Source organism: Saccharopolyspora gregorii, from assembly GCF_024734405.1.
Classification (GTDB): Bacteria; Actinomycetota; Actinomycetes; order Mycobacteriales; family Pseudonocardiaceae; genus Saccharopolyspora_C; species Saccharopolyspora_C gregorii.
This window is the reverse complement of sequence record NZ_CP059556.1, coordinates 1,363,018-1,386,677: the sequence shown is the minus strand read 5'-3', so window position 1 is coordinate 1,386,677 and position 23,660 is coordinate 1,363,018. Positions and strand designations below refer to the sequence as shown.

The 23,660-nt window shown below is 72.7% G+C and carries 24 protein-coding genes; 1 reads left to right on the top strand and 23 read right to left on the bottom strand.

Translation table 11 applies throughout. The features are described 5' to 3' along the window. The first annotated feature begins 233 nt into the window (after positions 1-233). Positions 234-959 carry a M23 family metallopeptidase gene (locus H1226_RS06025; RefSeq protein ID WP_258347771.1) on the top strand — a complete coding sequence of 242 codons (726 nt, stop codon included), beginning with the start codon at positions 234-236 and terminating at the stop codon, positions 957-959. Here H1226_RS06025 and whiG read toward each other — a convergent pair. From whiG to ftsY, 23 genes are all read right to left on the bottom strand, one after another. Next, positions 940-2,034: an RNA polymerase sigma factor WhiG gene (gene whiG, locus H1226_RS06020; protein WP_258347770.1), complete on the bottom strand. Its 1,095-nt coding sequence runs from the start codon at positions 2,032-2,034 to the stop codon at positions 940-942. The genes H1226_RS06025 and whiG overlap by 20 nt on opposite strands. Further along, positions 2,009-2,986, bottom strand: coding sequence for a tyrosine recombinase XerC (locus H1226_RS06015; protein ID WP_258347767.1), 978 nt, complete (start codon positions 2,984-2,986; stop codon positions 2,009-2,011). The genes whiG and H1226_RS06015 overlap by 26 nt, the downstream gene beginning before the upstream one ends. Before the next feature lie 91 nt (positions 2,987-3,077). Further along, on the bottom strand, positions 3,078-4,223 hold the full coding sequence (locus H1226_RS06010) for a DNA-processing protein DprA (protein WP_258347766.1): 1,146 nt from the start codon (positions 4,221-4,223) through the stop codon (positions 3,078-3,080). A 97-nt stretch (positions 4,224-4,320) separates the two neighbouring features. After that, the gene (locus H1226_RS06005; RefSeq protein WP_258347765.1) at positions 4,321-5,838 is read right to left on the bottom strand and encodes a YifB family Mg chelatase-like AAA ATPase; all 1,518 of its coding nucleotides are present in this window, start codon (positions 5,836-5,838) and stop codon (positions 4,321-4,323) included. Continuing rightward, positions 5,839-6,252, bottom strand: a complete 414-nt coding sequence (locus H1226_RS06000) for a YraN family protein (protein WP_258347762.1) — start codon at positions 6,250-6,252, stop codon at positions 5,839-5,841. A 244-nt stretch (positions 6,253-6,496) separates the two neighbouring features. Beyond that, positions 6,497-6,823 carry a DUF2469 domain-containing protein gene (locus H1226_RS05995; RefSeq protein ID WP_224959986.1) on the bottom strand — a complete coding sequence of 109 codons (327 nt, stop codon included), beginning with the start codon at positions 6,821-6,823 and terminating at the stop codon, positions 6,497-6,499. A gap of 30 nt (positions 6,824-6,853) precedes the next feature. Beyond that, positions 6,854-7,621 carry a ribonuclease HII gene (locus tag H1226_RS05990; protein ID WP_258347759.1) on the bottom strand — a complete coding sequence of 256 codons (768 nt, stop codon included), beginning with the start codon at positions 7,619-7,621 and terminating at the stop codon, positions 6,854-6,856. A gap of 2 nt (positions 7,622-7,623) precedes the next feature. Beyond that, positions 7,624-8,526 (bottom strand): signal peptidase I, encoded by a 903-nt coding sequence (lepB, locus tag H1226_RS05985; protein ID WP_255615700.1) that lies wholly within the window; start codon positions 8,524-8,526, stop codon positions 7,624-7,626. A gap of 297 nt (positions 8,527-8,823) precedes the next feature. Beyond that, positions 8,824-9,183, bottom strand: a complete 360-nt coding sequence (gene rplS, locus H1226_RS05980; RefSeq protein ID WP_258347757.1) for a 50S ribosomal protein L19 — start codon at positions 9,181-9,183, stop codon at positions 8,824-8,826. Between the two features lie 207 nt (positions 9,184-9,390). Further along, positions 9,391-10,161, bottom strand: a complete 771-nt coding sequence (trmD, locus tag H1226_RS05975; protein WP_224977872.1) for a tRNA (guanosine(37)-N1)-methyltransferase TrmD — start codon at positions 10,159-10,161, stop codon at positions 9,391-9,393. A gap of 56 nt (positions 10,162-10,217) precedes the next feature. Beyond that, positions 10,218-10,748, bottom strand: coding sequence for a ribosome maturation factor RimM (gene rimM, locus H1226_RS05970; RefSeq protein ID WP_258347755.1), 531 nt, complete (start codon positions 10,746-10,748; stop codon positions 10,218-10,220). A gap of 7 nt (positions 10,749-10,755) precedes the next feature. Beyond that, on the bottom strand, positions 10,756-10,995 hold the full coding sequence (locus tag H1226_RS05965; RefSeq protein ID WP_184481725.1) for an RNA-binding protein: 240 nt from the start codon (positions 10,993-10,995) through the stop codon (positions 10,756-10,758). Further along, entirely contained in the window at positions 10,992-11,435 is a 444-nt protein-coding gene (gene rpsP / locus H1226_RS05960; protein ID WP_224959979.1) for a 30S ribosomal protein S16, read from the bottom strand. The genes H1226_RS05965 and rpsP overlap by 4 nt, the downstream gene beginning before the upstream one ends. Before the next feature lie 177 nt (positions 11,436-11,612). Then, the gene (locus H1226_RS05955; protein WP_309148782.1) at positions 11,613-12,404 is read right to left on the bottom strand and encodes a CPBP family intramembrane glutamic endopeptidase; all 792 of its coding nucleotides are present in this window, start codon (positions 12,402-12,404) and stop codon (positions 11,613-11,615) included. Positions 12,405-12,568: 164 nt separating this feature from the next. After that, entirely contained in the window at positions 12,569-13,645 is a 1,077-nt protein-coding gene (locus H1226_RS05950; protein WP_258347753.1) for a metal-dependent hydrolase family protein, read from the bottom strand. Beyond that, entirely contained in the window at positions 13,642-15,201 is a 1,560-nt protein-coding gene (ffh, locus tag H1226_RS05945; protein ID WP_258347751.1) for a signal recognition particle protein, read from the bottom strand. Before ffh ends, H1226_RS05950 begins: the two co-directional genes overlap by 4 nt. 165 nt (positions 15,202-15,366) lie before the next feature. Further along, entirely contained in the window at positions 15,367-17,391 is a 2,025-nt protein-coding gene (locus tag H1226_RS05940; protein WP_258347749.1) for a DEAD/DEAH box helicase, read from the bottom strand. Positions 17,392-17,721: 330 nt separating this feature from the next. Next, entirely contained in the window at positions 17,722-18,306 is a 585-nt protein-coding gene (locus H1226_RS05935; protein ID WP_309148781.1) for an AAA family ATPase, read from the bottom strand. Positions 18,307-18,839: 533 nt separating this feature from the next. Next, positions 18,840-19,178 (bottom strand): P-II family nitrogen regulator, encoded by a 339-nt coding sequence (locus H1226_RS05930; RefSeq protein WP_224958787.1) that lies wholly within the window; start codon positions 19,176-19,178, stop codon positions 18,840-18,842. Beyond that, positions 19,175-20,512, bottom strand: coding sequence for an ammonium transporter (locus tag H1226_RS05925; protein ID WP_258347747.1), 1,338 nt, complete (start codon positions 20,510-20,512; stop codon positions 19,175-19,177). Before H1226_RS05925 ends, H1226_RS05930 begins: the two co-directional genes overlap by 4 nt. 163 nt (positions 20,513-20,675) lie before the next feature. Continuing rightward, positions 20,676-20,969: a hypothetical protein gene (locus H1226_RS05920; protein ID WP_258347744.1), complete on the bottom strand. Its 294-nt coding sequence runs from the start codon at positions 20,967-20,969 to the stop codon at positions 20,676-20,678. 6 nt (positions 20,970-20,975) lie between these two features. Then, entirely contained in the window at positions 20,976-21,869 is an 894-nt protein-coding gene (locus tag H1226_RS05915) for an EndoU domain-containing protein (protein WP_258347742.1), read from the bottom strand. Between the two features lie 189 nt (positions 21,870-22,058). After that, positions 22,059-23,582 (bottom strand): signal recognition particle-docking protein FtsY, encoded by a 1,524-nt coding sequence (ftsY, locus tag H1226_RS05910; protein WP_373690018.1) that lies wholly within the window; start codon positions 23,580-23,582, stop codon positions 22,059-22,061. Positions 23,583-23,660 lie beyond the last annotated feature (78 nt).

Sequence of the window (23,660 nt, the reverse complement as noted above, 5' to 3'; positions counted from 1 at the left end):
GAGAGCTGGAGTTGTCGGTTCCCCGAACCGGTCGTTGCTCCGGGATCGGGTTTCCGGCGGCGACGCGCGGACACGCGAAGTCGGATCGTGCGCACACGAAACCGCCGTCACAGTGTACTCGACCGGCAAAGACCCCCCGGGCGCGGTCACGAGTTGTCCACAGGGCGCCGGTCCATCCACAGATTCCCGGATCACCCCTGTCGGCGGCGGGCAGCGCGGGCCACGGTGGAACCATGCTCCCGCTCCCCCGCACACCCGGCTCCCGCGCTGGTGGGCGGCCCGGCCACCGCCCGTCACCACCCCGACCGCCAAGCGGGTCCCCGCTCGGGCCGATCGCCGCGCTGGCGCTGTCGGCGCTGCTGCCGGTCGCGGTGCTGTCGGTCGCGCTGCTGCCGGTCGCGGTGCTGCCCGGGGCCGCGCCGGTCTCCGCCTCGACGCCCAGGACCGCCACGGCCGGGCTCGGGATGGAGGGGGCCACGGCCGAGCGATCCGCGGCGCCCACCGGTGGCCACGGCTTCCGCCTGCCGCTGCCCGGTTCGACGGTGTCGCGGCCGTTCCAGGCGCCGACCACCGCCTACGGCCCCGGCCACCGCGGCGTGGACCTGCCCGGGACACCCGGGGCGGTGGTGCTCGCCGCCGGCCCCGGCGTGGTGCGCTTCGCCGGACTCGTCGCGGGCCGGCCGCTGGTGTCGGTCGAGCACGCGGGCGGGTTGCGCACCACCTACGAACCGGTCCGCGCCTCGGTCGAGCGCGGTGACCGGGTCGGTGCTGGCACGCCGCTCGGCCTGCTCGAACCCGGCCATCCCGGTTGTTCGGGCGCGGCCTGCCTGCACTGGGGTGCTCGCCGGGGCGAGCGCTACCAGGACCCGATGCTCCTGCTCGGCGGCGGCGCGGTCCGGTTGCTGCCGTGGTCCGGCGAACCGCGCCCGTCCGCCGAGCTCAGCCCTGCGGTTCGGTGAGCTTGCTCCGCAGCCGCAGGACCGCGCGGGTGTGCAGCTGGCAGACCCGGGACTCGGTCACGCCGAGGACCTTGCCTATCTCGGCGAGGGTCAGGTTCTCGAAGTAGTAGAGCGTCACCACGACCCGGTCGCGGTCGCTGAGCCGCTCCACCGCCTCGGCGAGCTGCCTGCGGCTGTCCCGATCCACCAGGGCGGCCACCGGGTCCTCGGCGCGGTCGTCGGGCAGCGTCTCGGCCAGCGAGGCGGTGCCACCCCAGCCGACGCTGATCAGGTCGTCGAGGGCGACGACGCTGGTCATCTGCAGCTGCGCGAACAGCTCGCGCAGCTCGTCGGCGGACACGTCGAGTTCGTCGGCCAGCTCGACGTCGGTGGCGTGCCGCTGCAGCTTCGCTTCGAGCCGTTCCAACGCCCGTTCGAGGTCGCGGGCCCGGCTGCGGACCGAACGCGGCACCCAGTCCTGCGCGCGCAGGTCGTCCAGGATGGCGCCCCGGATCCGCTGCATCGCGTAAGTCTCGAACTTCAGGCCGCGTTCCGGCTCGAACTTCTCGATCGCGTCGACCAGGCCGAATATTCCGGACTGCACCAGGTCGGAAACCTCGACGTGGGAGGGCAGCCCGGTACCGACCCGGCCCGCGACGTACTTGACCAGCGGCGCGTAGTGCAGCACCAAGCGGTCCCGCAGCCCCTGGTCGCGGTGTTCGCCGAAGGCCTGCCACAGCGCGACGATGCCGGCCTCGACCTCGTCGGCGCTGCGCTGGTCGTCCGGCACCAGGTACGGCAGGCGCGCGGAGACCGGGGGCTTCGCCGCGTCAGCCTCTTGGTCGCCCCTGGATCGGGTGGCGCGCTCCGGCTGCGCGGCGGCCCGCTCGGAAGCGGCCGCGCCCTCGGGCTGCCGGCTGCCGTTGACCTTCGCGCCGTTGGTCGCGGAGCTCGTGCCACGGCCGTTTCGGCTGCGCTGCGGGGTCGGCTCGCCGGGGAGGTTCGCCCTCGACGACGTCGATCTCGATGTCGCTTCCGTGGCCACGGTGCGGGCACCGCCCCCGGCGTCGTCAGGAACGGGGGTGGGTTCGGTCATGAATCGCCTTCAGCCGGTCGACGGTCACGTGGGTGTAAAGCTGGGTCGTTGCGAGCGTAGCGTGACCAAGCAACTCCTGAACGCTACGGAGGTCTGCTCCTCCTTCGAGCAGATGGGTCGCAGCCGAATGCCGCAGGCCGTGCGGCCCGAGGTCGGCCGCGCCCGGCACGGCCTGCACCGCGTCGTGCACGACCCGGCGGGCCATGCGCTGGTCCAGCCTGCCGCCGCGCGCGCCGAGGAAGACCGCGGGCCCGGACCGGTCGGTGCGCAGCGCGGGCCGTCCCGCCGACAGCCACCGTTCCAGTGCCGCATCGGCCGGTGCGCCGAACGGCACCGCCCGTTCCCGCTTGCCCTTGCCCAGCACCCTCAGCAGCCTGCGCTCGCGATCGATGTCATCGAGATCGAGACCGCACAGCTCCGCGACTCTGACGCCGGTCGCGTAGAGCAGTTCCAGCAGCGCGTGGTCGCGCAGCGCGACCGGGTCGCCCTGCTCCGCGCCCGAGGCGGAAGCCGCCATCGCGGAATCGGCCTGGTCGGCGCGCAGCACCGCGGGCAGCGAGCGGTGCTTGCCGGGCGCGGCCAGCCGCGGTCCCGGGTCGGCGGCGAGCAGGCCGGTGCGGTGCGCCCAGGCGGTGAAGGTCCGCACCGACGCCGCCCGGCGAGCCAGCGTCGCCCGGCTGATGCCCTGGGCGTGCTGCCCGGCGAGCCAGGAGCGCAGCGCGGGCAGGGTCACCGCGTGCAGACCGGCGCCGGGTCCCGCGTGCGCGGCGACGTCGGCCAGCAACGAGGACACGTCTCCGAGGTAGGCCCGCACGGTGTGCTCCGAGAGTCCGCGCTCCGCGGCGAGGTGCCGCTGGAACCCGTCCGCGGCCCCGCCCAGCTCCGCCGGCAACGCCGCCCGAGCCGCCCGGAGGTCGGTTCTCGCGGTCGCGCCGGACCGTGTGCGTTCCATATCGCAAACGCTCGCCCCTGGACGGGGCCCGGTCAAGGGGGCCACGCCGTGAACGCGATCCCATCGCCGCTTGCTGCCGGTCGCGGGCCGTTCACCCGCCCGCCGCGATCCAGCCGCCCTCCTTCCGCTCGACCAGTCCGGCCAGTTCCAGCTCCGGCAGCAGCGCGCGCACCGTGCGCACCGGCAATCCGCATTCGCGCGCGAGCCGCCCGGAATCGGCGCCGTTGCAAGCAACGATCGCATCGTGCAACCGGCGTGCCCGTGGTTCCAGCGCGTCGGTGGGACGGTCCGCGGCCACCGGATCCACCGGTGGCGCCGCACCCAGCGGATTGATCATTTCGAGCACCTGGGCCGTCGAGGTCACCAGCACCGCCTTTCCCGCCCGGACCATGTCGTGGCACCCCACCGAGCTCGCCGAGGTGACCGGACCCGGCACCGCCATCAGCGGCAACCCCAGCGCATCAGTGGTGTTGGCGGTGTTGCCCGCACCGCTGCGCGCGCCCGCCTCCACGACCACGGTGCCGTGCCCGCACGCGGCGATCAGCCGGTTGCGCACCAGGAAGCGGTGCCGCCGAGGCGTCGTTCCCGGGGCGTACTCGGTCGCCACCAGCCCCTGCGCCGCGATCGCCCGCAGCAGCCGCCCGTGCCCGGCCGGGTAGTCGACGTCGATGCCGCAGGCCAGGAAGGCGACGGTGGTACCGCCCGCCGCCAACGCGCCCCGGTGCGCCGCCCCGTCGATCCCGTAGGCCGCGCCGGAGACCACCGCGACCCCGGACGCGGCGAGGCCGTGGCCCAACTCCGCCGCCAGGTGTTCGCCGTACCCGGTCGCCGCTCGGGCTCCGACCACGGCCACCGAGGACCCCAACGCCGGGCCGAGTTCCGCCCGGCCCCGCACCCACAGCGCCAGCGGCGCGGCCAGGCCCGGCACCCCGACTTCGGCCGCCCCGGCCAGCAGCGCGAACCGCTCCGCAGGCCAGTCCGGGTCCTCCGGGACCAGCAGCCGGGCTCCGCTGCTCCGGGTGGCGGCCAGGAGCCCGGCCCCCGAGACGTGTTCCCGGCGGGCCTCCACCTCGTCGGCCACCGCCGCCGGAGCGACACCGCGGTGGACCAGTTCGGCGACCCGGACGGGCCCGTGCTCGGCGACGCACCCGGCGAGCGCCGGAGCCGGCGGTTCCGCCACCGCCGCGAGGTACGCGCGGGCCGCGCGGAGCCGCTCGTCCCGCGCCGTGCCGGTCATCGCGCACCCCGCTCTCCACGGGACGCCGCCACGTGCGCGGAGGCCTCGCACGATGCCCATCCGTTCAGCACTGTCCGCACCACTTGCACCGGGGCGTTCACGCCGGCCTCCGTTCCCGGAAGGCCAGCGCCGCGGCCACGTGCTCGGCCTCGGGCCGCTCCCGCCCGTCCAGATCGGCCAGCGTCCACGCCACCCGCAGGCAGCGGTCGGCGCCGCGCGCGGTCACCGCGCCCGCGTCCAGCCCGCGGTCCAGCAGCGCGGTCACCTTCCCAGGCAGGCCGAACTCGCGGCGCAGCACCGGACCCGGAACCTCGCCGTTGGTCCGCCACCCGCGCTCCGACCACCGCTCGGCGGCGACTTCTCGCGCCCGGGCCACCCTCGCCCGGACCACCTCGGACGACTCCGGCGGCTCGCCGCCGCGCATGGTCATCGCGGTGACCGGACGCATGTCCACCCGCAGGTCGACCCGGTCCAGCAACGGCCCGGAGAGCTTGCCGAAGTAGCGTCGCCTGGCCTGCGGCGCGCAGTGGCAGTCGGCATCGCGCGCCGGAGCGCACGGGCACGGGTTCGTGGCCAGCACGAGCTGGAACCGCGCCGGGTACCGCAGCGTGCCGTCCCGCCGGGACAACCGGACCTCGCCCTCTTCCAGCGCGGTGCGCAGCGCTTCGAGCCGCTGCGGCCCGAACTCGCAGGCCTCGTCCAAGAACAGCGTGCCGCGGTGCGCCCTGCTGACCGCTCCGGGTCGCGCGAGTCCCGATCCGCCGCCGATCAGCCCGGGCACCGAAGTCGAGTGGTGCGGCGCCACGAACGGCGGCGCCGACACCAGCGGAGCCCCACCGCGGAGCTCACCGGCGACCGAGTGGATCGCGGTGACCTCCAGCGCCTCCTGCCGGGTCAGGTCCGGCAGCAGACCGCCCAACCGCCGCGCCAGCATCGTCTTGCCGGTGCCCGGTGGCCCGACCAGCAGCAGGTGGTGCCCGCCCGCCGCGGCCACCTCCAGCGCCCACCGCGCCTCCGGCTGCCCCAGCACGTCCACCAGGTCTTCCGCCTCGACGGCCTGCCCAGCGGTCGGCTCGGCAGGGCGGTCCGCGAGTTCCGCCTGGCCGCGCAGCCAGCCGATGACCTCACCGAGGTCGTGCGCGCCGAGCACCTCCAGCCCGTCCACCAGCTGCCCTTCGGCCAGGCCCTCCACCGGCACGACGGCCCGCCGCACGCCTTCCCGCCGGGCCGCCAGCAGCGCGGGCAGCAGCCCCCGCACCGATCGGATCCGGCCGTCCAGCGCCAGTTCGCCGAACAGCACCGTTCCCTCCAGCAACCGCGGGGGAACCTGTTCGGCCCCGGCCAGGACCGCGCAGGCCAGGGCCAGGTCGTACGAGGTCCCCGCCTTCGGCAGCGCGGCCGGGGAGAGCGCCAGCGTCACGCAGCTCTGCGGCCAGTCCTCCCGGGAGTTCTGCACCGCGGCACGCACCCGGTTCTTCGCCTCCTGCAGCGCCGTGTCCGGCAGTCCGAGCAGCTGCACGTTCGGCAGCCCGCCCCGGCGTACGTCCGCTTCGATCTCGACCAGCCGGCCGTCCACGCCGAACAGCGCGACCGCCCAGGTCCGCCGCAGCGCCATTCAGAACACCCCCGGCAGGTGGTCGAGGGTGATCGGGCCCTTCGGCGGCCACAGGATGGAGATGACGTCGAACCGCACCCAGCAGCCGACGAGCCGCCGCTCCGCGAGCCACGCCCGCGCCAGCTCCCGCAGCCGGCGGATCTTGTTCGGCCCGATCGCGTTCAGCGGCGCCCCGTAGTCGATGCCGGAGCGGGTCTTGACCTCGCAGAACACCACGAGGTCGCCGTCGGTGCCGATGATGTCGAGCTCGCCCCGCGCGGTCCGCCAGTTCCGCGCGAGCACCGAAACACCGAGCCGCTCCAGGTGTTCGGCCGCGAGCCGTTCGCCCGCTCGCCCCAACGCGTGCGTTCCGCGTTCGGAGAAGTCGGAGAGCGCGCCGCGCAACGGCCGGTAGTCGAGCGTTCGCACCGCCATGATGTCCTCCCGGGCTGGAGTGGAATCCCGGAGCGGATCTCCGGGCTCCATTCCAAACTGCCCCGGCCGGATCGCACCCACCAGACCCGAATGGGAAATCTGTGGATGGATCGACGACCTGTGGACAACTCGAGCGGGAACGGGCTACAGGCACCCGTCCGGGAAACGCAGAACGGGTGACCACCCGCAGGTGATCACCCGTTCCACCGACATCCGTTCCGGGCGCCCCTCCGCCCGCTGCCGCTCAGCTCCCGCCGAACGGCCCGTTCTCCGGCAACCGGAGGTCCGGCTTGTCCAGCTCCTCCACGTTGACGTCCTTGAACGTGATCACCCGGACGTTCTTCACGAACCGCGCGGGCCGGTACATGTCCCACACCCACGCATCCGACATGGACACCTCGAAGTAGACCTCGGAATCGGAGTTCCGGACCTGCACGTCCACCGCGTTGGCCAGGTAGAAGCGCCGTTCGGTCTCCACGACATAGGTGAACTGCCCGACGATGTCGCGGTACTCCTTGTAGAGCTGAAGCTCCATCTCGGTCTCGTACTTTTCGAGATCCTCGGCGCTCATCGCAGTGCGAGCCCTTCCCCGTCGTTCGTCCTACGTTCTCCCATTGTCCACCACTTCCCCCTCAGAAGCATCGAACAGACCGGGTTTGCTGATGATCGCGCGCGGCGAACGCATCCCGTGCAACCGCGCCGCGGCGACCACGTTCGAGTAGGACCAGCGGTGCTCCGCGCACGGCCCGTGCGCGCGCATGCTCGCGGTGTGGTCCGCGGTGCAGTAGCCCTTGTGCGCGGCGAACCCGTACCTCGGCCACCGTTCGTGCAGGTCGCGCATGATGTGGTCCCGGGTGACCTTCGCCAGCACCGAGGCGGCCGCCACGCACGCGGCGACCAGGTCCCCCTTGAGCACCGCGACGCTCGGCGCCCCCAGGCCTTGCACCGTGAAGCCGTCGGTGAGCACGTACCCGGGGTGCACCGGCAGCCGCGCCACCGCGCGGCGCATGCCCTCCAGGTTCGCCACGTGGATGCCGAGCGCGTCCACGTCCTCCGCGTCGATGACCACCGTCGAGTGCGCTTCCGCGCGTCGCAGGATCACCTCGTGGAGCCGCTCCCGCTCGGCCTCGGTCAGCACCTTCGAGTCGGTGAGCCCTTCGAACCGCCGCGCGTCCCCCGGGCGGAGGACGCAGGACGCGACCACGAGCGGACCCGCGCAGGCACCGCGACCCGCTTCGTCGACCCCGGCGACCGGCCCCAGACCGCTGCGGTCCACGGCGCTCTGCAGTGCCCAGTTCCCGCTGCTGCGGCGGATCACCGGCCGCGGCGGGCGCCACCCCGCCCCGGCGACCGCGAGCCGTGCACCCACCGTCAGTGCCGCTCCTGGCGGCGCTGCCGGACTGCGGCGGAGAACTTGCGCCCCACCCACAGCACGGGGAAGGCGGCGGCGAAGCCGATCCCCGCGGGAAGCCCCGCCTGCCAGGCGGGCGCGCCGAGCGCGTCGGCCTGCGGGTCGGTCTCCTCGATGCTCTGCCAGCGCTGCGGCGGCAGCACGATCACCTGGGCCTTGCCGATCACGTTGTCCACCGGCACCGCACCGTTGACGCCGCCACCGCCCTGGATGCGGGAGTCGCTGGAGTCGTTGCGGTTGTCGCCCTGCACCCACAGGTAGCCCTGGGGAACGGTGACCGGCGAGAACTCCTTCTGCACGTTGCCGCGGCCCGGCTCCCAGTAGATGTAGGGCTCGTTGAGCGGCTTGCCGTCCACCAGCATGCGGTTCTGGTCGTCGCAGCACTCGACGGTCTGCCCGCCGGTAGCGATGACCCGCTTGACGAAGTCTTTCTCGTCGGGCGAGCCGAAGCCGACCAGCGACATGGCGCTCTGCATGAAGCCGACCACCGGGTTCGAGGGCTCCTCGACCGTGAAGTCGTTCTGGCCCCACGTCTCCGGGCCGCGGAAGACCACGACGTCGCCCGGATCGGGGTCGGTGAACCGGTAGGAGATCTTGTCCACCAGCACCCGGTCGTTCTGGCAGCCGTCGCAGCCGTGCAGCGTCTGCTCCATCGACTGGGAGGGGATCACGTAGACCCGGGCCAGGAATGCCTGGATCAGGATCGTCAGCACCAGCGCGGTCACGACCAGGATCGGCAGCTCCCGCCAGAACGATCCCTTCCGCTCGCGCGAACGACCGCCCCGCGAGCGGCGGCCTCCCCCTTCGGCGTGTTCGGCAGCCGCGCCTTCGCGAGGCTCTTCTTCTGGTCCGGTAGAGCGCATGACGTCGGCCACGCGGCCAGGCTACTGGAACCGCGGAGCGCCCCGGCGGAGTCCCCCTGCCCGCCCGCACGCGCGGCCGCCGCGCGCATCCCGGCCGTGACGTGCGGATTCCCCCGCCGCGAGCGGTCGGTGCCGGGCCGGCGCGAACGGAGCCGGGGTGTGATGCGCCACGACCCACCGGCTCGTTCACCTGATCGTGGATCAAGGGAATCGCCTGCAGGGCAACAAAAAGGACGACCCGGGTGCACGAGGCACCCGGGTCGTCCGAAGTCACCCGCCGATGGCGGGAGTTCCGCGTCAGGAAGCGCCGATCGGCTCCCGCTTCTCCTTGATCTTGGCGGCCTTGCCGCGGAGCTCGCGCAGGTAGTACAGCTTCGCGCGACGCACCTGGCCGCGGGTGGCGACCTCGATCTTGGAGATGTTGGGGGTGTGCACCGGGAAGGTGCGCTCCACGCCGACACCGAAGGAGATCTTGCGGACGGTGAAGGTCTCGCGGACGCCCGCGCCCTGGCGGCGGATCACGACGCCCTGGAAGACCTGGTTCCGCTCGCGCGAACCCTCGATGACGCGGACGTAGACCTTCAGCGTGTCGCCAGGCCGGAAGGCCGGAATGTCGGAACGCAGCGACTGGGCGTCCAGAGCGTCCAGGGTGTTCATCGGTGGTCCGTCCTCATCCGTGTCGTAGGCACCCGTGCATTCGCGGATCGTGGCCCGGACTGAACCGCGGCCGCCGCCTGACACGGGGTTGGCTTGCGATGTGCGCGCCGGATCGAATCCGGCTTCGGCAACCCGTCAAGTGTGCCAGACGCGCAGGCAGGCGCCGCAACCGACCCCGGACAACGGCACCCGGGAGCGCCGGCGCGGTCAGTCCGGGGCGTCCGCCCCGTCCTCGGCGCGCAGCGCGTCCAGCCGGGCGCGGTCCTTCTTGTCCAGCGCCTCGGCGGGCAACCGCTCCAGCAGGTCGGGACGCCGGCGGTAGGTCCGGTCCAGCGCCCGGTCCCGGCGCCAGCGGGCGATGGCGGCGTGGTTCCCGGAGCGCAGCACGTCCGGGACGGGCCGCTCCCGCCACACCTCCGGCCGGGTGTAGCTGGGACCTTCGAGGAGGCCGTCGGAGAACGAGTCCTGCTCCGCGGAGGCCGGGTTGCCCAGCACGCCCGGCAGCAGCCGCGCCACGGCCTCGACCATGGTCAGGGTGGCGACCTCGCCGCCGACGAGCACGTAGTCGCCGATGGAGACCTCCTCCACGGGCATCCGCGACGCGGCCTCGTCGACCACCCGCTGGTCGATCCCCTCGTAGCGGCCGCAGGCGAACACCAGCCACGGTTCCGCCGACCAGCGGACGGCGGTGCGCTGGGTGAACGGCCGACCGGCCGGGGTGGGCACGATCAGCCGGGGCGGCTGCGGACCGGAACCGCACACCTCGTCGAGGGCCTCGCCCCACACGTCGGGCTTCATCACCATGCCCGGGCCGCCGCCGTACGGGCTGTCGTCCACCGCGCGGTGGACGTCGTGGGTCCAGTCGCGCAGGTCGTGCACGCCGACGGAGATCTTCTCCCGCTCGATCGCCTTGCCCAGCAGCGCGGCGCGCAGCGGAGCCAGGTATTCGGGGAAGATCGTGACGACGTCGATGCGCAACGGGTGTTCCTTCGAGCGGGGAGTTCCGGCGCGGAGCCGGGAAGAGGGGCGACGCGTCAGCCGTCGCCGAGCAGGCCCTCGGGCGGATCGACGAGGACGCGCCCGGCCGCGAGGTCCACCTCGGGCACGATCGCGGCGACGAACGGGACGAGCCGTTCCACGTCGTCCGCGGTGCGCACCGACAGCAGTTCGCCGCCGGGCGTGTGCAGCACTTCGCGCACCACGCCGACCTCGTCGCCGGTCGGCAGCACCACTCGCAGACCTTCCAGCTGGTGGTCGTGGAACTCGTCCGGGTCGTCGGTGGGCGCGAGCTCGTCGGTGCGCACGGTCAGCGTGAAACCGCGCAGCCGCTCGGCCTCGTCCATGGCGTCCACCGACTCGAAGCGCACCAGCAGCCGCCCGGCGTGGGGCCGGGCGGCTGTCACGGTGAGCGTGTCCGGTCCGGGCTTGCCGCGCCGCTGGACGCCGAGCACCGCGCCCGGCGCGAACCGCAGTTCAGGGCTGTCGGTGCGCACGTCGACGACGACTTCGCCGCGCACGCCGTGCGTCTTCACGACTCTGCCCACGGCCAGCTCCGGACCGGTCATGCCGTCCTCATCGATCTGTGTCGACCACGTCGACCCGGATGCCGCGCCCGCCGATCCCGGAGATCACGGTGCGCAGCGAGGTCGCCGTGCGGCCACCACGGCCGATGACCTTGCCCAGGTCGTCCGGGTTCACGTGGACTTCCAGGGTGCGGCCCCGCCGGGTGGTGAGGAGTTGGACGCGGACGTCGTCGGGGTTGTCGACGATGCCGCGCACCAGGTGTTCGAGCGCGTCCGCGAGGACCGTCACGCCTGGCCGTCCTCGGACTTCTGCTCCTCAGCGGCCTCCGCCTCGGCCTTCTTGCCGCCCTTCTTCTTGGGCGTGGTGGCCTCGGCGACGGTGTCCTCACCGGCAGCGGCGAGAGCAGCGGCGAACAGCTCTTCCTTGCTCTGCTTCGGCTCGGCGACCTTCAGGGTGCCCTCGGCGCCCGGCAGGCCCTTGTGCTTCTGCCAGTCACCGGTGACCTCGAGGATGGCCTGAACCGGCTCGGTCGGCTGCGCACCGACGCTCAGCCAGTGCTGCGCGCGCTCGGAGTCGACGATGATGCGGCTCGGGTTCTCCATCGGGTGGTACTGACCGATGGTCTCGATCGCCCGGCCGTTGCGACGGGTGCGCGAGTCGGCGACGACGATGCGGTAGTGCGGCTCCCGGATCTTACCGATGCGGGCCAGCTTGATCTTCACAGCCACGGGTGCTGGTGCTCCTCAGACTCTCGTTCGTGCTCGGGTGAGCGAACCAAGCCGTGTGGGGAAATACGGAGTGGATGGCTCATACGTCGATGGCCGCGGACGGTGAGAGGGACCGACTCGCAGCGAACAGGCGCCTATTCTGCCAGATGGCCGGTCGCGCCCCGCAGCAGGTCCCGCTCAGGACGCCGGGACGACCCCGAGGGAGATCAGCAGCAGGCCCAGCGCGGGCAGGAAGTTGTTCACCTGGTGGGCGACCACGCTCGCGGTGAGCCTGCCGGTGCGCATCCGCGCCACCCCGATCGGGATCGCGATGATGAGCAGCAGCCAGGTGCGCTCCGGTTCCAGGTGCCCGATGGCGAACACGGCGGTGCTGAGCACGAACGCGCTGATCCGGCTCCAGCGCAGCCGTTCCATGGCGCCCCACAGCAGTCCGCGGTAGAGGACCTCCTCGCACACCGGGGCGATCAGCCACACGTGCAGGAAGATCAGCACCGCCAGCGACGGGGACAGCTGCACCCCGTCGAGCAGGCTGCTGACCGTGGAGGTCGCGTTCTCCGGCCCCACCCAGTTGATCCAGACCATCGAGGCGACGGTGGTGCTGAGCAGCCCGATCAGGCCGATGCCGAAGCCGGTCTTGACGTCCTCCCAGCGCCAGTGCAGCCCGAAGTCCAGCCGCGGGCCGTTGCCGCGCACCAGGGTGATGACCACGGCGACGGCCGCGGAGACCAGCGTCGGCAGCATCAGCATGCACACCAGAGCGGTCGAGAACCACGCGCTCTCGCGCGGGTTCCCGAACAGCGCCGCCAGCGTCACCGAGGCGAGGATGAACACGGCCTCCGCCAGGAAGAACGCGCCGAAGCCCCAGCGGTGGTCGCGTTCGGCCGACGGGGTGGGGATCTTGGTGGCCGTTCCGGTCCCCCCGTCCGCGGCGGAAGCGCCTTCGGCGGGCTCGGGCTGCGGTACCTGCACGGGCGCCTCCGTCTCGAGCGAGCGGCGTTCCGGGACGCGCTCGCCCGGGTATCCCGCCGCTCGGCCGTGGGTTCTCTCCAGCACGCCGAGGTGCCGGCGGAATCGCCAGATTACCTTCGTCTTTCACCGCCCCACATCCGCTTTCGGACGCGGTGGACCGTCGATCAGGTGACGACGGCGCCTCGCAGCACGATGCGGCTGGGATGGCGCAGGGCGCCCAGGTCCGCGCGCGGATCGGTGTCGTAGCAGACCAGGTCGGCCACCGCGCCGTGCTCCAGGCCGCCGTGGCCGAGCCATTCGCGGGCGGCCCAGGAAGCGGCGCCCAGCGCCTGCTCGGCGGACATGCCGATGCGGTGCAGCGCGCGGATCTCGTCGACGAGCACGCCGTGCTCGATGCCACCGCCCGCGTCGGTACCCGCGTACACCGGGACGCCCGCCTCGACCGCCTTGGCCACGGTCGCGTCGCCGCGCTCGTAGAGCGCGCTCATGTGGCTCGCGTAGTCCGGGTACTTCGTGGCGGCCGCGGCGAACGACGGGAAGTTCTCGACGTTCACCAGCGTCGGCACCAGCGCGGTGCCGTGCCGGGCCATCAGCTCGACGGTGTCGTCGGTGAGTCCGGTGCCGTGCTCGATGCAGTCGATGCCCGCGTTGAGCAGGCCGGGCAGCGCGTCCTCGCCGAACACGTGCGCGGTGACGCGGGCGCCGTGCGCGTGCGCGACGGCGATCGCCTCGGCCAGCACGTCCTCGCTCCACAGCGGGGTGAGGTCCCCGGCGGCGCGGTCGATCCAGTCGCCGACGAGCTTCACCCAGCCGTCGCCGTAGGCCGCCTGCTCGGCGACCGCGGCGGGCAGCTGGGACTCGTGCTCCAGCTGGTCGGCGAGGTACGGGATGTAGCGCTTCGGCTTCGCCAGGTGCCTGCCCGCGCGGATGATCCGCGGCAGGTCGGCGCGTTCCTGCAGCGGCCGGGTGTCGATCGGCGCGCCGCAGTCGCGGATGAGCAGGGTGCCCGCGTCCCGGTCGGTCTCGGCCTGCTGCGCGGCGACCTCCAGGTCGACCGGGCCGTTCGGGCCGATGCCGACGTGGCAGTGCGCGTCGACGAGCCCGGGCAGCACGTACCCGCCGTCGAACGCGGTGGTCGCGCCGGGCAGCGGCGTGCGGCTGATCAGGCCGTCGCCGATCCACAGCTCACCGGCTTCGCCCTCGGGCAGCAGCACGCCGCGCAGGTGCAGCGGCGCGGTCATTTCTTCTTCTTGCCGCCGAAGTTCAGCTTGGACGGGTCGAACCCGGCCGGGAGCTCGTTGAGCCCGCCCTGCAGCTGGGACGTGTCCGGGCCCGCCCCGGGCATCCCGCCGGGGAGTCCGCCCGGGGGCAGTCCGGGGAACCCGCCGGGCATGCCGCGCATCCCCTTCGGCGGGGTCGGCCCCTTGGCCTTGCCCTTGCGGTTCTTGCCCTTGCCCTTCTTGCCCTTCTTGCCGCCCCCGCCGCCGAAGCCGCCGAACTGGCCGGCCATCTGCTGCATCATCTTGCGGGCCTCGAAGAAGCGGTTCACCAGGTCGTTGATGTCGCTGACGGTGACGCCGGAACCCTTGGCGATGCGCTGCCGCCGGGACGCGTTGATGATCTTCGGGTCGGAGCGCTCGGCGGGCGTCATGCCGTGGATGATCGCCTGCACCCGGTCCAGGTGCTTCTCGTCGAAGTTGGCGAGCTGGTCCTTCATCTGGTTCGCGCCCGGGAGCATGCCCAGCAGGTTCTGCAGCGGGCCCATCCGGCGGACCGCCTGCATCTGCTCCAGGAAGTCCTCCAGGGTGAGCTGCCCGGAGCCGAGCTTCTGCGCCGCCTGCTCGGCCTGGTCGGCGTCGAACGCCTGCTCGGCCTGCTCGATGAGGGTGAGCATGTCGCCCATGCCCAGGATCCGGCTCGCCATCCGGTCCGGGTGGAAGACGTCGAAGTCCTCCAGCTTCTCCCCGTTGGAGGCGAACATGATCGGCTGGCCGGTCACGTGCCGCACCGACAGCGCGGCACCACCGCGGGCGTCGCCGTCGAGCTTGGTGAGCACCACCCCGGAGAAGCCGACGCCGTCCCGGAAGGCCTCCGCGGTGGACACCGCGTCCTGGCCGATCATGGCGTCGACCACGAACAGGACCTCGTCCGGCTGGACGGCGTCCCGGATGTCCGCAGCCTGGCGCATCATCTCCTCGTCCACGCCGAGGCGGCCCGCGGTGTCGACGATGACCACGTCGTGCTGCGCGCGCTTCGCCTCGTCGAGGCTGCGCCGCGCCACGTCCACCGGGTCACCGGTGCCGTTGCCCGGTTCCGGGGCGAACACCGGCACGCCGGCGCGTTCGCCGACGACCTGGAGCTGGGTGACCGCGTTGGGGCGCTGCAGGTCGCAGGCCACCAGCATCGGGGTGTGCCCCTGGCCGGAGAGCCACTTGGCGAGCTTCCCGGACAGGGTCGTCTTGCCCGAGCCCTGGAGCCCGGCGAGCAGGATCACCGTGGGCGGGTTCTTGGCGTGCTCCAGCCTGCGGGTCTCGCCGCCGAGGATGCCGACGAGCTCCTCGTTGACGATCTTGACGACCTGCTGGGCCGGGTTGAGCGCACCGGAGACCTCGGCACCCTTCGCGCGGTCCTTGACACCCGCGATGAACGCGCGGACCACCGGCAGCGCCACGTCCGCTTCCAGCAGGGCGATGCGGATCTCGCGCGCCGTGGCGTCGATGTCGGCGTCCGAGAGCCGGCCCTTGCCGCGCAGGTTCTGCAGAACCGAGGTGAGCCGGTCGCTAAGGGTGTCGAACACGGGTTCTCGCCGCTCCTGAGTCGAATGATGTACCTGAGGGTCGAGGGTAACCGCACCCGGAATCGCCGGAGGCGACCGCCGGGCGGGTGCCCGCGTCCGAGCGGCGGGCGCGGGGCGGACGAGCGGGCGGCGCGGCCTCCACGGGAGACCGCGCCGCCCTCGTCATCAGGTGCGGTCGCGGCTGGGGCGCTTACCGTAGCCGCCGCCGGGACGACCGCCCTGCTGCGGTGCCCGCGGGCCGCCCTTGCGGTGCGGGCGCGGCTTGTCCCGGCCGGGACGCGGACCGCGGCGGGCCAGCACCTCGCCGTCGGCCCGGCTGATCCGCAGGCCGCGGCCGGCGACCTGGGTCTTGCTGAGCTTGCGCAGCATGTCCTCGGGCAGGTTCGCGGGCAGCTCGATGAGCGTGTGCTCGGCCCGGATGTCGATGTGCCCGATGTGCTTGCTGTGCAGGCCGCCCTCGTTGGCCAGCGCGCCGACCAGGGCGCTCGGCGTGACGCGGTTCCGGCGGCCGACCTCGACCCGGTAGGTGTCGGTGTCGGTACCGGCGGGCTCGAAGCCGCCGTCGCGGTGACCGCGGCGGTTGTCCTGCGGTTCCGGTTCGAGCAGCAGCGGGCGGTCGCCCTGCACCATGCCGGCCAGCGCGGCGGCGATCTCCACCGCGGGCACGTCGTGGGTGCGCTCGTACTCCTGCACGAGGTTGTGGAACAGCTCCAGACCGCCCTTCTCCAGGGTGTCGGTGATCCCCTGGGCGAAGCGGGCGAGGCGCTGGTCGTTCACGTCGTCCACGCTCGGCAGGTCCATCTGCTCGATGGACTGCCGGGTGGCCTTCTCGATGGAGCGCAGCATGTGCCGCTCGCGCGGGGAGACGAACAGGATCGCCTCGCCGCTGCGCCCGGCCCGGCCGGTGCGGCCGATGCGGTGCACGTACGACTCGCTGTCGTGCGGGATGTCGTAGTTCAGCACGTGCGAGATGCGCTCCACGTCGAGCCCGCGGGCCGCGACGTCGGTGGCCACCAGGATGTCGATCCGGCCCTCGCGCAGGTGCCCGATGGTCCGCTCGCGCTGCGCCTGCGGCACGTCACCGTTGATCGCGGCGGCGTTGAAGCCGCGCGCCTTGAGCTTCTCGGCGAGCTCTTCGGTGATCTGCTTGGTGCGGGCGAACACGATCATCGCGTCGAAGGTCTGCACTTCGAGGATGCGGGTCAGCGCGTCCAGCTTGTACGGGCCGCGCACCGGCACGTACTTCTGCGTGATGTTGGTGGCCGTGGAGGTCTTGGTCTTGACCGAGATCTCCACCGGCTCGCGCAGGTACGACTGGCTGATCTTGCGGATCGCGCCGGGCATCGTCGCGGAGAACAGCGCGACCTGCCGCTGCGCCGGCACCGACTGCAGGATGCGCTCGACGTCCTCGATGAAGCCCATCCGCAGCATCTCGTCGGCCTCGTCGAGCACCAGGTGCTTGAGGTTGCGCAGGTTCAGCGACCCCTTGTCCAGGTGGTCGATGAGCCGGCCCGGGGTGCCGACGACGACGTGCGCGCCGCGCTTGAGCCCGGCCAGCTGCGGGCCGTAGCTCTGGCCGCCGTAGATCGGCAGCACGTTGAAGCCCGGCAGGTGCTTGGCGTAGCGCTGGAACGCCTCGGCGACCTGGATGGCCAGCTCGCGGGTCGGGGCCAGCACCAGGGCCTGCGGGCCGGGCGCGTCGAGGTCGAGGTTGGTGAGGATCGGCAGCGCGAACGCGGCCGTCTTGCCGGTGCCGGTCTGCGCCAGGCCCATCACGTCGCGGCCTTCCAGCAGCGGCGGGATGGTCTGCTCCTGGATCGGCGAGGGCGTCTCGTAGCCGAGCTCGACGAGGACCTTGCGGACCAGCGGGTCGAGCGCGAGGGCGTCGAAGCCGGTGGGGGCCTGCCCGGCGGCGGGCTGCTCCTCGACGGCAGCCTGCTCGGCGGCGGGCTGCTCGGCGGCGGGCTGCTCGACCGGAGCCTGCTCGGCTGCGGCCTGCTCAGCGGGGGCCTGCTCAGCGGGGGCCTGCTCAGCGGTGGGCGTCTCCGACGCCTGCTCGGCCAGCGCGGATTCGACGGACTCGACGGCGGCGGTGACGGCCTGCTCGCCGTTGACGTCGGCGGCGGGCAGCTCGGAGCTCGCGTCGCCGGTCAGGAGCACACCGGAAACTGCTTGATCGATTTGGGGCATGGGTGTAGCGGATCTCCTCGGTAGTGGTCGCCAGGGCTGAACCGGAATGCGTCACGGCCCTGCACCGACGTCCACTGCACGCGGCGATCGCAACAGTCAGGTCCGAACACAGCTCCGCCGTCGCCGTCTCCAAGGGCGGGCGGTGCTGCTCGCGCATGTCAAGCCGCGCACACCTGGCACGCACACGCACTGTTGCCAGTCACTCGCAGCTCGCTGTCTCAGCCAGACGCGGCGGAATCTGCCCCCGCGTCGTCGTCCAGGGTAGCGATCATCTGTTCGGGTGGGCGAACCCACCCGTGCTATCGGGACGAATCTCACCTCGCCGCCAGGTCAGCGGGGGCCGAGCAGGCGCAGCCCACCGGTCACGTCGGCGCGCGTGTAGAGGTGCACCTCCTGCCAGCCGCGCGGCGCGCGCCCGGACAGCAGCGCCCGGTGCATCCGGTGCGCCCGGTGCACGTGCAGCTGGAACGCGTGACCCCGGATGAGCCTGCCGCGGGCGTGCTGCCCGGCCAACGCCTCCTCCGGTCCGACGTGCAGCCACACCAGGATCCGCCGCCGCCCGCTGAGCAGCGCGAACAGCACCAGCATCAGCCGGGTGGTGGCGCGGGTGGAGGGTTCGTGCGCGACGACGCGGCCGCGGGAGCGCAGGCAGTACCAGGCGATGCGCGAGCGGTGCACCGCGTGCACCAGCGGCCGGTACCAGCGGTACGGGACGGCGTCGGGCAGCAGCGCCTTGAGGCGGGCCCGGACCTGCTCGGAGTCCAGCACCACCGTGCCCGGCGGTGCGACCAGCTTGTGCAGCGCGGTGCTCTTGCCCGCGCCGGGCAGCCCGGCCAGGACGACGAGCGCGCGGCGAGGGGCGCGCAGGGCGGGGGCTGGGCCGCCGTCCACGGCGGACTCGTCCGAAATGTCCACGACGTCCCCAGGCTACGCGAAACGGATCTTGCGCCGAGCGCGCGGGCGGACGCGGGAATCCGGGGTGGCCCCACCCCTCGTGCGGGCCACCCCGGATTCCCCTTCCCCAGTCCCCTCCCACCCCCACCCGTCGGGATCCCGCTCCTCCCGGCCCCCACCGGCTCCCGGGATCCCGCCCCCTTCTTCCTCCTCAGGTGGGCCGGGTCCCCCGACCCGGCCCACATCCCCAGACCTCAGCGCCCCGGTACTCCGGCGCGGTTCCCCCGGTGTTCCGGCTCCCCCAGGTCTGCGCCCGGACCGCCCCCGCCCGATCCCGTCCGACCCCCGGTGCGGGCGGGTCTCCGGCTCGGCCCCGGCACGCGCTGAAGTCTGCCGTGGCCGGGGGCCCCGCAAGACCGTGAGAGCCCGCGGTGCCGCTGAGTAGAGCTACGCAACTCCACCGGGGGACCGACGACGAGGAGCCGGGCGCGGACCTGCTGGTCCACACCCGGCTCCTCGGCAGCCCTCCGGCCGATGGCCGGAACCGCCCGGTGTCAGATCGCCGCCACCCCGGTCTCCCCCGTCCGGACCCGCACCACGGAATCCACCGCGGTGACCCAGACCTTGCCGTCGCCGACCTTGCCGGTGCGGGCGGCGCGCACGATCCCGTCGACGACCTCACCCACCGCCACGTCGTCCACGACGACCTCGACCCGGACCTTCTCCACGAAGTCCACCGCGTACTCGGCGCCGCGGTACACCTCGGTGTGGCCCTGCTGCCTGCCGTATCCCTGGACGTCGCTGACGGTCATGCCGAGCACGCCCAGCCTCCCCAGCGCGTCCTTGAGCGCATCCAGCCTGCTGGGCTGGACGATCGCGGTCACCAGCTTCATGCGTTGCTGCCCTCCAGCTCGCGGTCGGCGCCGTCGGTGCGCACCGCCGGGCGGCGCGCGGAACGACCGTCGCCGAAGTGGTACGCGGATTCGGCGTGCTCGGTCTCGTCGACGCCTTCGGCCTCGTCCTCCGGGCTCAGCCGGAAACCGACGGTGGCCTTGACGATCCAGGCCAGCAGCAGGCTCAGCGCGAACGAGTAGGCGAACACGACCACCGCGCCCACCGCCTGTCGCCACAGCTGGTCGAAGCCACCGCCGTAGAGCAGCCCGTTCACCCCGGCGGGCGCCGAACCGGAGGCGAAGAACCCGACCAGCAGGGTGCCGACCAGGCCGCCGACCAGGTGCACGCCGACCACGTCGAGCGAGTCGTCGAAGCCGAACCGGTACTTCAGGCTCAGAGCCAGCGCGCACACCGCGCCGGTGATCCCGCCGACCGCGATCGCGCCCAGCGGCGTCACCGACGAGCAGGCCGGGGTGATCGCCACGAGACCGGCGATGATGCCGGAGGCCGCGCCGAGCGTGGTGGCGTGACCGTCGCGCACCCGCTCCACCAGCAGCCAGGCCAGCATCGCCGCGCACGTCGCCACCAGCGTGTTCACCAGCACCACCGCCGCCGAGTTGTCGGCGGCCAACGCGGAACCGGCGTTGAAGCCGAACCAGCCGAACCAGAGCAGCCCGGCGCCGAGCACCACGAACGGCAGGCTGTGCGGCTTCCCGGTGCCCTTCGGCCAGCCCGCCCGCTTGCCGAGCACCAGCGCCAGGGCCAACGCGGCCGCACCGGCGTTGATGTGCACCGCGGTACCGCCCGCGAAGTCGATGGCGGCGAGCCGGTTCGCGATCCAGCCGCCGACCGCGGTCGCGTTCCCCGCATCGTCGGTCTCGTCGAACGCGAACACCCAGTGCGCCACCGGGAAGTACACGACGGTCGCCCACAGCCCCGCGAACAGCAGCCACGGCCCGAAGCGGGCCCGGTCGGCGATGGCGCCGGAGATCAGCGCGACCGTCAGGATCGCGAACATGGCCTGGAAACCGGCGAACGCCAGCGTCGGGATCGTCCCGGACAGCTGGTCCTCGCCGAGCAGCCCGTCGAGCCCGAAGAACTGCACCGGGTCACCGAGCAGCCCGAGCCCGCCGAGGTCCCTGCCAAACGCGGCCGAGTACCCGAACAGCACCCACAGGACGCCGACGACGCCCATCGCGCCCAGACTCATCATGATCATGTTGAGCACGCCGCGGGCGCGCACCATGCCGCCGTAGAAGAAAGCCAGCCCTGGTGTCATGAGCAGCACCAGCGCGGCGCTGATCAGCACCCATGCGGTATCGCCTGAATTCACGTCGCCTCCCCGTGCGAACCGGTTGGGCGCATCCTGGGGAATGCCTGTTTCAGGCGATCCGTCCGCTCGTTTCCCCGCCGTGAACTGTCCGGGCCCTCGTGTTACGGCGACGTTCCCCGGTCACCACCAGGTCACGCGCCGAGCCGAGATCCGGCCGCCGGGATCACTTCGCGCGCACCACGTTCAACGAGGCCAGGACGGCGTCCCGATCGTTGATCGAGTCCAGCGCGTCCACCGGGAGCTCGAAGTAGTACAGCAGTTCCCGCAGCTCAGCGGCCTCTTCGGGGGACAGCGGGATGTGCCGACCACGGATCTCTGCCGTCAGTTCGTCCAAGACCAGTCCGTGCTCGCCCGCCCGTGCCGCACCGGTCAAGAACGACACCGACCTCGGCACAAGCCGATTCAGCAGGTTGCCGAGCAGATCGTCGACCCGATCCATGAACTCCGACTCGTGCATGGGTTCCTAACGCGGATTCTGCTGGGTCCCTGGCCCTCCCAGCGGATAGGTGGTCACGATACCGCCATCCGGCGCCAACACGACCTTGATCAACACGCCGTCCCGCACACCTTCCACCTCCCATCGGCCGCTCTGGGTCCTCAACGGCGGCTGATCCGGATTCCGCCCCACGCTGCGCGCATTGTTCAAGATCAATTCCCGGTCCCATTCCGCCGGGAATTCGGTCTTGCCCGGAGCACCCGTGCCCGCGAGATGCCCGCCGCCCGTGCGGTCCCCGCCCAGGACGTGCGCCTCCCGCGCCGCCGTGATGTGCACCGAAGCCGGGTCGGGGTGCGGTTCGTCCACCGCGGCCCAGCCGTCGTACGGCGCGTCTCCCAGCCGCTGTTCGAGCCCCGCGTCCACCTGGGAGTAGACCCGGCTCTCGGAACCGATCTCGGTGTCCGAGCCCGCCCATTCCCGCAACCGGGCGGCGGCGCCGCTGTCGGCGAGGCGTGCGACGGCGACTTCCCGGTCGGCGTCGTAGTTGCTCTTGATCCGTTCCACGATCGCGAGCACCGCGAAGTACTCCCCGACGTCCACGGCGGCGGACGCCGCTTTCGCCCAGGGACCCGGTAGGTAGCCCAGGGCCGTGGCCAGGACGTCGAGGAACCGGTCATCTGCACGCTGTTCGGCGAGCGTGCGCATGCCCTGCTGCGCTCGCTGGACGCCCTTCGCCAGTTCGCGGCACGACTGGGCGAGCAGGGTGGTGGTCGCCGTGACGGCGGGGAAGATCTGCGCGGTCCCGCACAGCTGGGACTTCGTCTCCCAGTACCCGCGAATCCGGTCGAACACCTCTCCCCGGTTGTCCCGCACGAGACCGTCGATCAGCGCGTCGCCTTCCGCCGAGAGCTCGTGCAGCACGCCGACCAGGTGCTCCCATTCGCCCGCGGCGAACCGGAGCCGCTCCGGATACCCGTCCGGCCAGTAGCCGAACGCCCAGTCGGGGCGCGGTTCCGCAGGCGCGACCGCGGCGCAGGACGGCGGCGGGGTGCTCGGACGCACCTCATCGGCACCGAGCGCGGGCAACCGGTTCCGGGGGTTCGGGACCGGTCAGCCGAGGAGGGCGTCGACGAAGGCGGCGGGCTCGAAGGGAGCCAGGTCGTCCGGGCCTTCGCCGAGGCCGACGAGCTTGACCGGAACGCCCAGCTCGCGCTGCACCTGGAAGACGATGCCGCCCTTCGCGGTGCCGTCCAGCTTGGTGAGCACGATGCCCGTCACGTCCACGACCTCGGAGAACACCCGGGCCTGCACCAGCCCGTTCTGCCCGGTGGTGGCGTCCAGCACCAGCAGCACCTCGTCGACCTGGGCGCGCTTCTCCACCACCCGCTTGACCTTGCCGAGCTCGTCCATCAGCCCGGTCTTGGTGTGCAACCGGCCCGCGGTGTCGATCAGCACCGCGTCCACGCCGCTGTCGGTGGCGCGGGAGACCGATTCGAACGCGACGCTCGCCGGGTCCTGGCCCTCGTTGCCGCGCACCACCTCGGCGCCGACCCGCTCGCCCCAGGTGGCGAGCTGCTCGACTGCGGCGGCGCGGAACGTGTCGGCGGCACCCAGCAGCACCTGGTGCCCGTCGGCGACCAGCACCCGCGCCAGCTTGCCGGTGGTGGTGGTCTTGCCGGTGCCGTTGACGCCGACGACCAGCAGCACCGCGGGCTTGCCGCCGTCGGCCGGGTCGCCGTGCGGCAGGGCGCGCACCGAGCGCTGCGCCTCGGTGCTCAGCGCGTCGATGAGGACCTCGCGCAGCAGCGCCCGCGCCTCGTCGGGGGTGCGCACGCCGCGCGAGGCGATCTCGGTGCGCAGCCGCTCCACGATCTCGGTCGTGGTGGCCGCGCCCAGATCGGCCAGCAGGAGCGTGTCCTCGACCTCTTCCCAGGAGTCCTCGTCCAGGTCGCCCGCGCCCAGCAGGCCCAGCAGGCCCTGGCCGAACGTGGAGCGGGACCGGGACAGCCTGCCGCGCAGCCGCTCCAAGCGGCCCGCGGTCGGCTCGATCTCCTCGACCTCGGTGACCGGTTCCGCGGCGGGCGCCGGTTCCGGCGGGGTCTCCACCCGGTCTTGGTCGGGCACGGGGGTCGCGGTGCCGGTCGAGTCGCCGCCGGGGATCTCGTCGGCGACGACCGCCCCGCCATCGGCGCCGTCCTCGACGCGGTCGACGTCGGTCTCGGACGCGCCGGTGTCGGTGCCGGTGTCGGTGTCGGCGGGCTGCTCGCGGGGCGTGCCGGTCTCGGCCTCGACCTCGCCCTCGGCGGGCAGCGGCACGTCCACGATGCCGCGGCGCGCGCTGTCCCTCGGTTCCGCGGCGTCGTCGCCCACGCCGGGCTGGCCCTCGGTCTCCGGACGTTCCCGGACCGGGTGCTCCGGCTGCTCCGCCTCCGCGGGTGCGGCGGTCGCCCCACCGCTGGAGAAGCTGAACCCGCCGCCCGCCTGGTACCCGCCGCCCTGCACCGCCGGGCGCTCCGCCTCCTGCTCGCGCAGGCTGATGCGGCGCCTGCGCGCCAGCACGATGCCGGCGACCACGGCCAGCACCAGCAGGACGGCGACGACAACGACGACCAGGATCAGGTTCGAGGTGGACACGGCGCCCATCCTCGCACCCGCCCGGAGCAGCAGCGGGACAACCCCAAGGTGGGCGATTCACCAACAATGGCGGAAAGG